We start from the raw sequence: 14,264 nt of genomic DNA, 5'->3' as shown, positions 1-14,264 counted from the left end.
ATATAAACAATATTTAAAGTTCATATCATATCGTTGTAAGCAATTGCTCAAAGCTTACTCAAACTCACTTTATGGGCTTACTCATGCTCGCTGTACGTGATTCTCTTTGCGGCAATACGTGCTTACTCAGATGATAAACCATTGTTAGATGAATTAAAAACAATCGGATTTGAATCTGGTGGAACCTTTGATTTAAATCAATTTAGTCCAGCTGCACAAGACCTAATTAAAAAGGTTCCGGCTAACGTTCAATCTTTATTTACAAAGATGACTGAAAACCCTCCAGTAGAAAACCTACAAAACGGGTGGAACGTAATTACTGCTGGCTTAGGTGAGTATGGAACGGAATACTTTTTGAGAGCCTATGTAACTAAAATTGGTTATGGTGCAAATCAACCTCAAGATGCTATATATCCAAACTCTGCGGTAGACTCTGACGGAAATAAATATAATGGATCAAATAAGTATGTCTTACATTTTGATGCCGATCATTTGCCTCCTGTAAATGGATTTTGGTCTTTAACACTGTATGATAAGAAAGGCTTTTTAGTTGACAATGCAATTGACAGATACAATTTAGGAGGTATGAAAGACCTAACCTATAATGAGGATGGTTCTTTAGATATTCTTATTCAAGCAGATGCACCAGAAAAACTAACATCAAATTGGTTACCAAGTCCACAAGCTGGTGAGGAATTTGAATTGACATTTAGAATGTACTATCCGAAAAAAGTAGTATTGGATAGAACATACATAATGCCCGGTGTGAAAAAAGTAAATTAAATCTCATAGAATTTAATGGGCCTTTTGGTCGACCTTAAAAAAACGGCATACAACAATGTATAAAAGCAATAGCGGTTTGGGTGTATTCCCGAACCGTTTTTGTATTTAATTAAGTATAATTATATCAGGAAAGTAGGTGTGTTTAATCCACTACTGCTTTTATACTAACTGATAAGCGTAACTCCAAAAAATTCCACATCCCAAACATAAGTTGTAACTTTGCATGGTTTTAAAAAATCATGGCAAATAGTACTATACATATTCACCAAAAGACCTTACAGGATCTGGAGCTTTCTACAGTGTTAGAGCACGTAAGTGAACATTGTGTCACACCACTTGGTCATGCATCTGCTTTGCAAATACAGCCTTTTAAAAATAAAGATGCGTTGTTGAATGCTTTGCAGTTAACCAATGAATATCTGTCTTCTTTTCAGAATGATAATCGTATACCTAATCATGGTTTTGATAGCATCACTAAAGAGCTTAAGCTACTCAAGATTGAGAACACTTATCTGGAAGTTCATGGTTTAAAAAAGTTGGTTTCAATTTCATTAACAGTTAATGAGATCATCACATTCTTAAAAAAGTTTGAAGACTACTACCCAACCTTAAACAGCTTTGCTTCTAACATAGAAGTTACCAAAGCCATTATAGAAAAGGTTGATGCTGTTATAGATCGCTTTGGTGATATTAAGGATAGTGCTTCTACTCTGCTTGAAGAACTTCGTAAACAGATCAACAGTTTAAAAGGTAAGATCAGCCAGAGTTTTGCAACAGCTTTGAATGCCAATTTTAAACTGGAATACCTTGATGATATCAAAGAATCTGTTGTAGAGAACAGACGTGTTCTGGCAGTAAAATCTATGTACCGACGTAAGGTTAAAGGTGTGATCATGGGAAGCAGTAAAACAGGAAGCATTGTTTATATAGAACCTGAAACTACCTTAAAGTACTCGCGAGAACTTCAGAATATTGAATATGAAGAGCAGGAAGAAGTTATCAGGATTTTAAAGGAAGTTACCAATTATATTCGTCCGTTTTTGCCGTTATTGGAACAATATCAACACTTTCTTACCGAAATGGATGTCATTGCAGCCAAAGCAAAGTATGCACAACGGTTGAATGCTATTTTGCCTGAAATTACAGACAACAAACATTTCTATATTCGTGATGCGTATCATCCACTACTCTACTTGACCAATTTGGAAAAAAAGGAAAAGACTTTTCCGCAAACCATAGAACTCAAACAAGACAGCAGGATCATTGTGATTTCGGGACCAAATGCAGGTGGAAAAAGTATAACGCTTAAAACTGTTGGTCTATTGCAAGTTATGTTGCAAAGCGGATTGCTTATTCCTGTACATGAACGAAGTAAGGTGTGTTTGTTTGATCGAATCTTAAGCGATATTGGCGATAATCAATCAATTGAAAACCATTTAAGTACCTATAGTTATCGTTTAAAGCAAATGAATTATTTCTTGAAGAAATGCAATAAGAATACTTTATTCTTAATAGATGAATTTGGTACAGGAAGTGATCCAGAACTTGGTGGAGCTCTGGCAGAAACCTTTCTGGAAGAATTCTACCACCGTGAAGCTTTCGGAATAATAACTACACATTATGCCAATTTAAAAATGCTAGCTAATGAGTTACCATATATGCTTAATGCCAACATGTTGTTTGATGAAAAAAGTTTGGAACCCATATTTAAACTGGTAACTGGTCAAGCAGGAAGTTCTTTTACGTTTGAAGTAGCACAAAAAAACGGTATTCCTTATGGTTTAATTAATAGAGCCAAAAAGAAAATAGAACGGAGTAAAGTCCGTTTTGATGCTACTATTGCCAAACTTCAGAAAGAACGCTCCAAGCTTGAAAAAACCAGTGAATCGCTAAAAATCAACGAAAAAAAGAAGCAAACCGAAGCCGATAAACTGGAACTCATTAATGCCAAGATTCAGAAAAAATTGGAAAGCTATCAGGAATTGTATGATAGCAATCAACGCTTAATCTATTTAGGTCAAAAAATAAACGATATTTCAGAGAAATATTTTGAAAATAAACAGAAACGCGAACTTATGGCAGAATTCTTTAAGATCGTTCAAATAGAGAATTCCAAACGTAAAAAGGTTTCTGCTAAACAGAAAAAAGTAATAAAAGCCAAAGAAACCCAAGTAAAACAAGAAGCCGAAAAGAAAGTTGCAGTTATCAGGAAAAAGAAAAAGGCAGCTAAACAAAAGGTTGAAGTGCCAAAACCAAAACCTGTTCTTAAAGTTGGAGACCGAGTACGTATGCACGATGGCAGAGCTATTGGTAGTATTGACACTATAGAAAAGAACAAAGCTGTTGTAAACTATGGTATCTTTACGACTAATGTAAGTGTTGATTTGTTAGAACTTGTAGAAACGAAGAAGTAATTTAATTGTCATTCATTACTTGATGAGGAATCCACTCATTTAAAAAATGCTCAATCAAGTCCAGTATGACAGATAAAGATTAAAGAAAATTCATAATGAACTTACCTAAACATAAACAACTCATTCTTTTTGATGGTGTTTGTAATTTGTGCAATAGTTCTGTACAATATGTGATAAAACGCGATAAAATGAATCTATTTATGTTTACTGCTCTACAAAGCGATGTTGGTCAGCAAATTATTAAAGAGCATGACATTGATACTATAAAAACCGATTCTATCATCTTATATTCCGAAGAAGGCAAGTTATCTTATAAATCTACTGCTGCATTGAAAATTGCAAAGCATTTAGGTTTTCCAACTAATCTAATGGTGGTGTTTTTTATTATTCCTCCTTTTATAAGAAATTGGGTTTATGATTTTGTAGCGAGAAACAGATACAATTGGTATGGCAAACGAGACCAATGTATGATTCCTACTCCGGAACTAAAATCTAAATTTTTGGAATAAAAAAAGTCCGATTTAAATCGGACTTTAACTTGAAAAAACTTTATTGAAAAAATTTGAATTATTGTATCAAACAATAAATCCCTTAAAATATGATAATTAGCAAATGTCTTGTTTAGTTTCAGTAATGAAAAGCTCTAATTGTCTTTCCATATGTAAGTTGTCAAAATCAATATTATCAGGATCTCTTAACGTTTTAGCAGTATAAGCTATTATATCTTCATTGTCATTTATTACCTCATCAGAAGAAACAACATTAACATTCTCTTCATTAACTACTTCATTAGTAACTATGTCTTGAGCCGAAGCAAAAGAAAAAGATAAAATTAAAACTGGTAAAAATAAACGTTTCATAATATTGTTTTTGTTATCATTCAACGAGGTAAAAGTATATGATGAATTGTCTGAACGGAAAAATACTCGTTAAAACTCAAAACTATTTGATGAAAATTTGATATAATCCAAAAACATCGACGAACGGTAAGTTTTTTATCAATTTTGATGAAATTAGAGATTTGATAGATTGAATTTTTAACCAAAAAGTAGGTATTTTATCGACGAATGGTAAAAAAACGATGAATTTTACCTTTTAACGATAAATGTTATTTTGATTTCAAAATAATTTTTGAGTACCTTCTAAAATCTATAGTTAAATCATAAAAAATGCTAACTTTACTTTTATGTTTTAGTAATACTTAACAAATAACTAATTGACCATGAAAAATCTCAAACTGCTTATCATGTTATTTTCGATAAGTTTCGTAGCCATCTCCCAAGAAGCTAAAGATGAAGGATTTATGTATAAAAATGAAATAGGTGTTGATATCATAGATATAATTGATGGCACCTTGCAGGTTTCTTACGAACGTGCATTGGGAAAAAATTTCTCCTTTAATATTGGTGTAGGCTATAAAACAGAAGAAGGTCTTATAAGATTATCTGGTATAGATAGGCCAAGGTTAAAAACTGGAGATATAACGTACCATGGGATTAAAATTATTCCGGAAGTAAGATATTACATCAGTAAAACCCAAAGTGAAAGGCTTGATGGTTTTTATCTTGGAGCATACTTAAAACATAATGCTTTTCAATCTGATTTCGATGGTATTTATACAGATAGTCAGGATATAGATTATGATTTTCTTTTTGATACTAAATTAAAAGTAACCTCTGTTGGTTTTATGGTTGGTTACAAACTGCCTATAGGTAAAAGGTTTACCATAGATTTTTTAATTGCAGGGCCAGGTGTGGTTTGGCATGATTATTCTATGAAAAACAAAAAAGATCTTCCAGATGAATTCTATGATGACCTTAATGAAGCTTTAGAAAACTATTTTGAGAGCCTGAATATTGAGTTTAGGTTATCACAGCTAAATGAAAGAATAGATTTTATATTGCCTTCTTTCAGATATGGTGTATCTTTGGGCTACAGTTTTTAAAAATTTTATTAATCCATTTTATCCTAATTATGAAAAAGACCTTTAAATTTATCTCCTCATTTTTATTATTAACTTTCTTTTTGGGCTGTTCAGGCATAAAAGTTCTCGATGCATGGAAATCTGATAGTGTTGCAGATATTAAAGATAACAACTTACTTGTTATAGCCAGAACATCAAACAACCAGGCAAGAATTGCTTTCGAAAGCGAAATTACCAAACAATTAACAGCCAGTGGTTTTAATGCTACTTCTAGTTATTCTGTATTTCCTGCAAATATGAATCCTGAAAAAGAACTAACAGACGAGCAAAGGAAGAACTTTACAGCCTTTTTAAATAATGAAGGGTATAATGGAGTTGTTGTCACTGTTATAAAGGATTATCAAGAATCTACCAGAACAACAACAGATGGTGGTTATTATGCTGGTGGAACTTATTCTGCATATTATCCTATGTATTATGGAGGTTTCTATGGTTATTATCATCATCCATATTCATATTCAACTTTTGGTAGTTATATACCAAGTACTACATCTACATCTACTGTTAAAACTTTTATTTTGGAAACTGTAGCTTATGATCTAGATCAAGAAGATGGTAAGCAATTGGCTGCTGTAGTGACTTCAAAAATTGAAGACCCTCAAGATGTAACAAAGAATGCACAAGAGTATACTAAAAAAATAACTGAAGCACTTCAGAAAAAATAATCTATATTTCTTCAAATATAAATAAGCCTTAAGATAATATTATCTTAAGGCTTTTTTTAACTAACTAAACCAACCAAAAATTAATAGCACATTAATTTATATCGAATATAACAAATCCTAAAGTGTTCATTATCAAATAGTCGACAATTAGTTTAAATATTTGTTGAAAAATAATGTTTTGTAAAAAATATCTACAAAATGCATAAAACATTCATCCATTATAGTATAAACTATTTCAAACTCTTTAGTATAAAATCCAGATTTCTATTAAGCTCTTTGTTTGATTGGTAAGAGTCTGTAATATATTTTGAAGGAACTGCTAAACCAAGGTTCTGAAGCTTCCTTATGGTTTCCAAATATTCTAAAGAAACTTTTCCAGAAAGCAAATCATCAAGTTTTTCGGTTCCAGATTTAGCAAACTGAAATACTTTTTTCAATCCAGATAGGTATAAATGGTCTTTAGTAAAGCCTCCTCCTCTATGCACACGTAAAGTAACTATGAATGCTTTATTCTTGTTTAATTTATATTGATTTACCAATAGATCGAAAGTATCAGCAAATGAGTAACCTTTTATTAAACTGTCTACAGCAATAACCCGATATGCTAATTCTTTCAATCTGGTCAAGGTTAAACAACCAGACATGTATTCTGAATAGACTGCCAGACCTTCTTGTGTTTCTACATTATTTGGAAATCCATTCGAAAATACATTAAGTGGTTGTTCTAGTGCATTAAAAGTTGTAACTAAATGCACTCCTATTTCATGATTAGCCAATACTTTTAATTGGTTTTTACTAAACTTATGGTTTTTTCTCAAAACAAGTGTCTGCCTGTTATTCAGTACCATTGCTGCCGCCGAAATATTTGTAGACAGTTTTATTTTATATTGAAAGTCATAGCGCTTTGAGAATTCTTCAAAATATGCTCTGGCATCATTTACATTGTAAATAGGAAGCATATCTTCATCAAATTCTGAATCGTCAAACCGAAGTATAAACTTGGCATTTTCTATTTCAACTTCGGTTGGAGTACCAAAACTTTTTAAGCTATTGTAATAAAATTTCTTACCTTGATTTATGGTCTCAATACACTCTATGAGTCCAGAATACTCATAAATAATGTCCTCATACAACTGTCTGATGTCATCTTCCTCAATACGCTCCAAACGCTGTGAATAAAACAGTCTGTGAAGTTTATATCCATTAAATTTCAGTTTTGGATAATGAAAATCTGGATTGTATTTAAACTTTGAAGCAAAAAATTGTTTCTTCTCACTCTCAATGTTCAAAGGATTGATATAATTTAGTAATTCAATATTCTTTACCAATCTGTTAAGATTGGCATCAATATCAAATAAGCTTTGATGTTTTGCAATAAGCTTTTGTTCTATCATTTAATTTGATTGCTTTTGGTAAAACAATGAAGCGTGTTCTGGTAAACGTATTTTTAGTTCAGACTCAACAGTTGCAACCACTTCTGGATATATTATTTGATCATACTCGTGACAATATACCTTTGCAATTTCGGTTGCCAAAACTAATGTATTTTTAAAGTTTTTTGTAATAAATTTCAGGAAATATCCATTGCCAAAAAAAGTATCATTGATTTTTGAAGTTGATTGAATTCCATTCGGAAATTTAATCTCTGAAAGGCTTTGTCTCCAAAGTTCAACATCATTACCAAATCTGTCATTATCTATATTACTTGTACCTAAATTCCAGGTTGGTACTTCCCTATCCCAACGTCTCCAATTATAGCTGTGCATGTCGTAAACAACACAAATACCGAATTTATCTTCTAATTTACCAATTAAAGCTTCTACAACTTGAAAAAAACTCGTGTGCTTTTGTAGACTTCTAGCTTTCATCTCTTCTACCAAAGGATTTTTCCAAAGTTGTTTTCCCCAAGCAGTTTCAAAAACTGCTTCTTCTGGAGGACGATTGAGGTCGTATTCAAACCGGGAATCGCAACCAGCAATAACTATTGGATGTGTTTTTACCATGTCTTTTGTGCATGGATCCTCTTCATACCAACGTTCGTATTCTGTATGTATGCAATTATCCCAAAGCTCCTTTCTAAATTGATGTCCGTCATGAATAGCAGCACAGGCATAATATACATAACTATCAATTTTTATAGTAAAAGCATAATCTTCTGAAACAGCTTCGAACAACTCTTCATTGTTAATTTTCTTGACAATCTCTTTTACCGAAAGTTTTTGCATTGATATTATTCTTTGGTTAAACTTCCCCATTCTGTCCATGAACCATCATAAACAGAAATATTTTTATGATCAGCTATTGTTGCTCCTAAAGCTAAGACACAAGCCGTAATACCAGAACCACATGAAAATGTTAGTTGGCTGTCCTCTTTTACAAGTGTTTCGAAGATATTTTTCAATTCCTTTTCATCTTTCAAACAACCATTATCCAACAATGTTGTGTATGGCAAATTAATGGAATTAGGAATAGTACCACGTCGCAAACCTTCTCTAGGTTCTGGTTCAAGGGATTTAAACCTCTTTTCAGAACGTGCATCTACAATAGTGTGACTTTTGTCTTGGGATTCCTTTTTAACATCATCAAAAAACTTAAAGAATTTAGGATTGTATGTTCCTGAAAAATTACCAGATTCTACTTCGTAATTCGTTTGAGGTTCTGTTTCAAAGCCTGATCTGATCCATGCTGGAAGTCCTCCACTTAAAACAGCAACATTATTATGACCGAAAGCATTAAACATGTACCAAACCCTTGCACTCCAATAAATGCCTTTGTCATCATAAACTACTATTGCACTACTGTTATTAATACCAAGTTTTCTGGCTTCCTCAATAAATTGTTCTTCAGATGGTAATGTATTAGGAAAAGGAGCAAATGCATCACTGAATTTTTTCTTAATATCAAAATATCGAGTGTTTGGTATTTGTTCTTCAGGTTGTGGAAAGGAAGCATCTAAAATAACTAGATTTAGTGCATTTAAATTTGTTTTTAACCAAGTTGCTGAAACAATAGGTTGTGTAAGAATAATATTGTTTTTCATAATTAAGCATCTTCAACAGTTTTACGAAGTCGTGAGCGTCTGTTAAATGCTTCCAAATTATCTAGCACTTTGCTCTCTAAAAAATCAATGACTTTCTCTTCTACTTTAACTTTACTCTTATATACTTTATTCATATAAGTAATTCCACCTGGGGACATCACATTGACTTCAACCAATTTCCCTCCAATCACGTCTATACCAACGAAATACAAACCATCTTTAACCAATTTTGGACCGATCTGCTTACATAAAGCTGCTTCAGCTTTTGTTAAGTTATGTTTTTGTACTGAACCACCTGCCGAAACATTAGAACGATGATCATCATGACCTGGAACACGTTTCATCGCTCCTACTGGTTCACCATTCAATAATAAAATCCTTACATCGCCTTGGTCAGCTCCTTCTATATAATCTTGCAGAATAACATAATTCGAAGATCCATCTGAACTTGTTATATAAAAATCCAACAAAGAATTAATGTTGCTCATTGCAGATTTTTCAATTAATATCACACCTGATCCTCCAAACCCATTAAGTGGTTTTAAAATCATTTTATCAGCTTTAGATTCTTTAATCTGCTTAATTAAGTATTTTTTGTTTTTTGAAACATGCGTGTTTGGAATAATATTGCTGTGAGCATCACCAAAAGCTGCAGTATATAATTTGTTGTTTGCTTCACGCATACCTTCTAAAGAATTGATGATAAATACGTCGTCTTTAACCGAATCCAAAAAATTAAGCATGATTGGATCTAAAGGCGGATTGGCTCTGAAGAATATAGCATCAAATCCTGCAAGTGGAAGCATTTCCTCTCTGATTTCGGCTTTTTTATAGAATGATTTTAATGAACTAGGAACTTTATCCATCCGACCAACAACAGTACAAAACGCATTTGTAACGCTATTTCTAATAGTTAAGTTGGCTGGTGTACATAAGGCAACACCATGGCCTCGTTTTGAACATTCTTTAATTAAGGCAAGACTTGTATCGTTTTCAGGGTCAATATTTTCCCAAGGATACATTAAAAAACAAACATTCATTTAGATATTCTTTTTGAAATTAAGTGCCTCTTAAATTATAAAATTTATTTAACCTCTTCATAATTGTCATCCCAATTTTTAATTTTTGGTTTACCAAGTTTACCAACAGATTTGGCAACTAACATAGATACTGTTGCGTCTCCTGTAACATTAACAACAGTTCTGCACATATCTAAAGGCCTGTCTACAGCAAAGATCAGGGCTAATCCAATGGCTAATTTGTCTGCTGGAAAGCCTACTGCTTCCAAAACAATCACCAACATGACCATACCAGCTCCGGGAACTGCAGCACTCCCAATTGAAGCTAATAAAGCAGTAAGAACAATGATTAGCTGATCTGTAAATGTAAGGTCAAAACCAAGTGCTTGCGCAATAAAAACAGCTGCAACTGCCTGATACAGGCTAGTCCCATCCATATTAATTGTTGCACCTACTGGAAGGACAAAACTTGATACCTCTTTATCAACTCCTATATGCTCTTCGACACGTTCCATGGTTACAGGTAGTGTAGCCGCACTACTACTTGTAGAAAAAGCAAGAAGTTGAGCAGGACTAATTTCTTTTAAAAACCAAAACGGATTTTTTTTGATAATAAAGGTTACAATCAAACAATAGAAAACTATCATTAATATTAATCCAATTACTACAACAATAGAATAATATAATAACGCATACAATAATTCTGGATCACCTGATGAAACTACAACACTAGACAATAAAGCAAAAACTGCATAAGGAGCAGTAAGCATGATTAAATCTACCATTTTCAATACAACTTCATTTAACGAGTCAAAAAAGTCTTTGAGTGGTTTAGCTGATTTTTCTCCAATTAATAGCATTGAAATACCTAGAAAAATAGCAAAGAAAATTACTTGTAGCATTAATTTGTTATCGCTCAAAGCGGAAAAGGCGTTGTCTGGTACCATATCTTCAAGAAACTGAAGTGGTCCGCTTTCTTTCTGTCTTGTGGCTTCACTTATTTTTGATTGTACATTGTTATCGTTGGCATAAGTTTCAGTGAGTTGAGCAATGGTACTTTCTGAAACGCCATTACCAGGTTGGAGAGTATTAACCAATAATAATCCAATAGTTATAGCAATAACGGTTGTAAAAACATAAATAATAATAGTTCTTAAACCAATATTAGCAAATTTAGAAATGTCTTTTAAATCGGAAATACCTTTTATTAAAGAGGCTAAAATTAACGGAATAGCAATTAGCTTAAGAAGCTTAACAAATATAGTTCCTAAAGGTTGTATCCATTTATTAATAAAGCTATCTCCACCATCTACTTGCAACATGATATACCCAAATACCAATCCGAGTAACATTCCTATTAGTATTTTCCAATGCAATTCGAGCTTTTTCATAGTTAGAGTTTAGATAGTTTATTAAGTAAGTAGTAATCTGCTAAAACCAAAGCGGCCATAGCTTCTACAATTGGTACAGCTCTTGGAACAACACATGGATCGTGTCTTCCTTTGCCTTGCATTTCTAAATTGTTGCCATCTTTATCAATGGTATTCTGTTTTTGCATAATTGTAGCCACAGGTTTGAATGCTACTCGAAAGTAAATATCCATGCCATTGCTTATGCCTCCTTGAATTCCGCCTGAAAGATTTGTTTTTGTGCTTCCGTCAGAATTGAAAATATCATTATGCTCACTTCCTTTCATTTTGGTACCACAAAATCCGCTACCAATTTCAAAACCTTTTACAGCATTTATAGAGAGCATGGCTTTGCCGAGCTCTGCATTTAATCTATCAAAAACCGGTTCACCTAGTCCAATTGGTACATTTTGAATTACACAAGTTACTGTACCACCAACGGTGTCGCCTTGTTTTCTAATTTCTCTAATTTTAGCAATCATTGTTGCTGCAACATCATTATCTGGACATCGCACAATGTTTTCTTCTATATTATTAAAATCTAATTCCTGATAAGGTTTTTCAAGATAGATATCTCCAACAGAAGAGGTATACGCATTTATTTTAATTGAAGAAATAAGTTGTTTTGCTACGGCACCAGCTACAACACGACAAGCTGTTTCTCTAGCCGAACTTCTACCACCGCCACGATAATCTCGATTACCATATTTTTTATCATAAGTAAAATCGGCATGGCTTGGGCGGTAAACATCTTTTATGTGTGAGTAGTCTTTTGATTTTTGATTGGCATTTTCTATAATAAAACCTATAGGTGTTCCTGTAGTCCTGCCCTCAAAAATACCAGATAAAAATTTAACAGAATCTGGTTCTTTCCTTTGAGTAACAATTTCGGACTGACCAGGTTTTCTTCGATTTAACTCATTTTGAATTTTGTCTAAATTAAGTTCTAATCCTGAAGGGCATCCATCTATTACACCTCCAATAGCTTCACCGTGTGATTCTCCAAACGTAGTAAGGTTAAAAATTTTACCAAAGGAATTTCCTGCCATAAATATATTTTTATGCTACTAAAGTAAATCTATTATTAGAGAAACAAAAATACAAACAACTAATATCATATAGTCCAAAAGTTTTTTATTTACGTAAATACATATAAATGTTAATCTTTTTTGATTAATTTTATATTACATAATCCAATTTTCAATAAATACTATCGTTTAGTTAAGTAATAAACGATATTTTTTTGTTAAAAATCTTTAAATCTTAAAAATCTTAAACTTTATGAAAAAATTATTTTTTTTATCAATTGCATTAATAGGCTTGGCCTTTTCAACAAGTGCACAGAATGTTTCTCCAAATGCTATCGGTCTTCGTATGGGAGGAAGTGATGGATTTGGTGCAGAAATCTCTTATCAAAGAGGTTTGGATGCGGATTCTAGACTTGAATTTGATTTAGGCTGGCGAAGTGGTAATGACTATGATGCCTTTAAGATCACTGGCTTGTACCAATGGGTTATGCATCTGGATGGTAACTTTAATTGGTATGTAGGTGCTGGTGGTGGATTAGCTTCTTTTTCTGGTAAAGACGTATTTGATGGCACAGATGATACATCTATATTTGTAGCTGGTGACATTGGTGTTGAATATGATTTTGAAATTCCATTACTAATCTCACTTGATTTCAGACCAGAAATAGGTTTTGGAGATTTTAATGATGATTTTGATTTTGATATAGCGCTAGGTATTCGCTATCAATTCTAGAATAAGAATAAACTCACTAAAAAAGCCACATGTTTAAGTGGCTTTTTTTTATTTATAAAGTATACATTTAGATAATGTCTCTTTATAGATTGTTTCATATTGTGGTACGATTTTATGAATATCAAAATGTTGAGACTCTTTTTTGGCATTTTGCTTAAACATTTTTAAAATCTCTTCATTGCCCAAAATAGTCAGCGCATTATTAGTCATATCCTCTATATCTCCAACATCACTTAAGTATCCTGACACACCATGCTTATTAACTTCTGGGATACCTCCTGTATTGCTAGAAATAACTGGAACTCCAAATGACATAGCTTCTAAAGCTGCCAACCCAAAGCTTTCGGTTACCGACGGTAACAAAAATAAATCTGAAAAACATAAAATTCTATCTATTTCATTACTGTTTCCAAAGAAAACAACTTTTTCTTCTATGCCTAGTTTTCTGCACAATAGTTCTGCAGGTTCTTTTTCCGGACCTTCACCAACCATCATTAATTTGGCCGGAATTTCCTTTTGAATGTTATAGAATACAGCAATAACATCCTCAATTCTCTTAACTTTTCTGAAATTACTAACATGAGTAATAATCTTTTCATCATCATTAGCCATCATTTCTCTCTGGCAATCTTTAAATGAAGATTTCCCTTTTTCAGAATCAATAAAGTTTGGAATGACTTTAATGTCATTTGTTACATTGAATAATCGTAAAGTATCTTCCTTCAAACTTTGAGATACTGCAGTTACGGCATCAGATTTATTAATACTAAAAGTAACAGCAGGTTTATAAAATGGATGGTTTCCAACAAGGGTTATATCAGTACCATGAAGCGTTGTTACTATTGGTACATAAATTTCCTCTTCACGAAGCATTTTTTGTGCCATATAGGCAGCATAAGCATGCGGAATTGCATAATGCACATGTAAAACTTCAATTTTATAAAGTTTTACCATATCGACTAATTTACTTGATAAAGCCAACTCATAAGGTTGATAATGAAATAAAGGATATTCAGGAACATTAACCTCATGATAGTGTACATTATGACTTAACAAGTCTAATCTTACTGGTTGACTGTAGGTTATAAAATGGATTTCATGCCCTCTTTTAGCAAGCTCCAATCCAAGCTCTGTAGCTACAACACCACTACCACCAAATGTTGGATAACAAACTATTCCTACTCTCATT

14 protein-coding genes are annotated in these 14,264 nt (G+C 32.7%); 6 read left to right on the top strand and 8 right to left on the bottom strand.

All coding sequences use genetic code 11. From position 1 onward, the window contains the following. Positions 1-96 precede the first annotated feature (96 nt). The 3 genes from AAFP94_RS12785 to AAFP94_RS12775 all read left to right on the top strand — a co-directional run bounded on the left by AAFP94_RS12785 (position 97) and on the right by AAFP94_RS12775 (position 3,706). Entirely contained in the window at positions 97-783 is a 687-nt protein-coding gene (locus AAFP94_RS12785) for a DUF1214 domain-containing protein (protein ID WP_316663131.1), read from the top strand. Positions 784-1,022: 239 nt separating this feature from the next. Then, positions 1,023-3,197 (top strand): endonuclease MutS2, encoded by a 2,175-nt coding sequence (locus AAFP94_RS12780; RefSeq protein WP_316663130.1) that lies wholly within the window; start codon positions 1,023-1,025, stop codon positions 3,195-3,197. Between the two features lie 95 nt (positions 3,198-3,292). Further along, on the top strand, positions 3,293-3,706 hold the full coding sequence (locus AAFP94_RS12775) for a thiol-disulfide oxidoreductase DCC family protein (protein WP_316663129.1): 414 nt from the start codon (positions 3,293-3,295) through the stop codon (positions 3,704-3,706). A 96-nt stretch (positions 3,707-3,802) separates the two neighbouring features. Here the strand turns inward: AAFP94_RS12775 and AAFP94_RS12770 are convergent, their stop codons facing one another. Continuing rightward, complete coding sequence (locus AAFP94_RS12770; protein ID WP_316663128.1) at positions 3,803-4,057, bottom strand: hypothetical protein; 255 nt, start codon at positions 4,055-4,057, stop codon at positions 3,803-3,805. A 362-nt stretch (positions 4,058-4,419) separates the two neighbouring features. Here AAFP94_RS12770 and AAFP94_RS12765 point away from each other — a divergent pair, with 362 nt between their 5' ends. Beyond that, a complete protein-coding gene (locus tag AAFP94_RS12765) occupies positions 4,420-5,142 on the top strand; it encodes a DUF3575 domain-containing protein (protein ID WP_316663127.1) in 723 nt (240 codons plus the stop codon). A gap of 29 nt (positions 5,143-5,171) precedes the next feature. After that, positions 5,172-5,846, top strand: a complete 675-nt coding sequence (locus tag AAFP94_RS12760) for a hypothetical protein (protein WP_316663126.1) — start codon at positions 5,172-5,174, stop codon at positions 5,844-5,846. Positions 5,847-6,076: 230 nt separating this feature from the next. On the opposite strand, the gene AAFP94_RS12755 is transcribed toward AAFP94_RS12760, so the two are convergent. From AAFP94_RS12755 to aroC, 6 genes are read right to left on the bottom strand one after another with little or no spacing between them, the layout of a single operon-like run. After that, positions 6,077-7,240, bottom strand: a complete 1,164-nt coding sequence (locus AAFP94_RS12755; RefSeq protein WP_316663125.1) for a flavohemoglobin expression-modulating QEGLA motif protein — start codon at positions 7,238-7,240, stop codon at positions 6,077-6,079. Next, a complete protein-coding gene (locus tag AAFP94_RS12750; RefSeq protein ID WP_316663124.1) occupies positions 7,241-8,071 on the bottom strand; it encodes an N-formylglutamate amidohydrolase in 831 nt (276 codons plus the stop codon). Positions 8,072-8,076: 5 nt separating this feature from the next. After that, a complete protein-coding gene (locus AAFP94_RS12745; RefSeq protein WP_316663123.1) occupies positions 8,077-8,886 on the bottom strand; it encodes a sulfurtransferase in 810 nt (269 codons plus the stop codon). Positions 8,887-8,888: 2 nt separating this feature from the next. Further along, on the bottom strand, positions 8,889-9,926 hold the full coding sequence (gene gshB, locus AAFP94_RS12740; RefSeq protein WP_316663122.1) for a glutathione synthase: 1,038 nt from the start codon (positions 9,924-9,926) through the stop codon (positions 8,889-8,891). A 44-nt stretch (positions 9,927-9,970) separates the two neighbouring features. Then, positions 9,971-11,296 carry a dicarboxylate/amino acid:cation symporter gene (locus AAFP94_RS12735; protein ID WP_316663121.1) on the bottom strand — a complete coding sequence of 442 codons (1,326 nt, stop codon included), beginning with the start codon at positions 11,294-11,296 and terminating at the stop codon, positions 9,971-9,973. Positions 11,297-11,298: 2 nt separating this feature from the next. Continuing rightward, positions 11,299-12,363 (bottom strand): chorismate synthase, encoded by a 1,065-nt coding sequence (gene aroC, locus AAFP94_RS12730; protein WP_316663120.1) that lies wholly within the window; start codon positions 12,361-12,363, stop codon positions 11,299-11,301. Between the two features lie 232 nt (positions 12,364-12,595). On the opposite strand from aroC, the gene AAFP94_RS12725 reads away from it, so the two are divergent. Beyond that, the gene (locus AAFP94_RS12725) at positions 12,596-13,075 is read left to right on the top strand and encodes a hypothetical protein (protein WP_316663119.1); all 480 of its coding nucleotides are present in this window, start codon (positions 12,596-12,598) and stop codon (positions 13,073-13,075) included. 48 nt (positions 13,076-13,123) lie between these two features. Here AAFP94_RS12725 and bshA read toward each other — a convergent pair whose 3' ends face one another. After that, positions 13,124-14,263 carry an N-acetyl-alpha-D-glucosaminyl L-malate synthase BshA gene (gene bshA / locus AAFP94_RS12720; protein WP_316663118.1) on the bottom strand — a complete coding sequence of 380 codons (1,140 nt, stop codon included), beginning with the start codon at positions 14,261-14,263 and terminating at the stop codon, positions 13,124-13,126. Between the last annotated feature and the right edge of the window lies 1 nt (position 14,264).

This window comes from Gilvirhabdus luticola, from assembly GCF_040117515.1.
GTDB classification, from domain to species: Bacteria; Bacteroidota; Bacteroidia; order Flavobacteriales; family Flavobacteriaceae; genus Gilvirhabdus; species Gilvirhabdus luticola.
The sequence above is the reverse complement of the archived record's forward strand: the minus strand, read 5'-3'. Positions and strand labels throughout refer to the sequence as shown.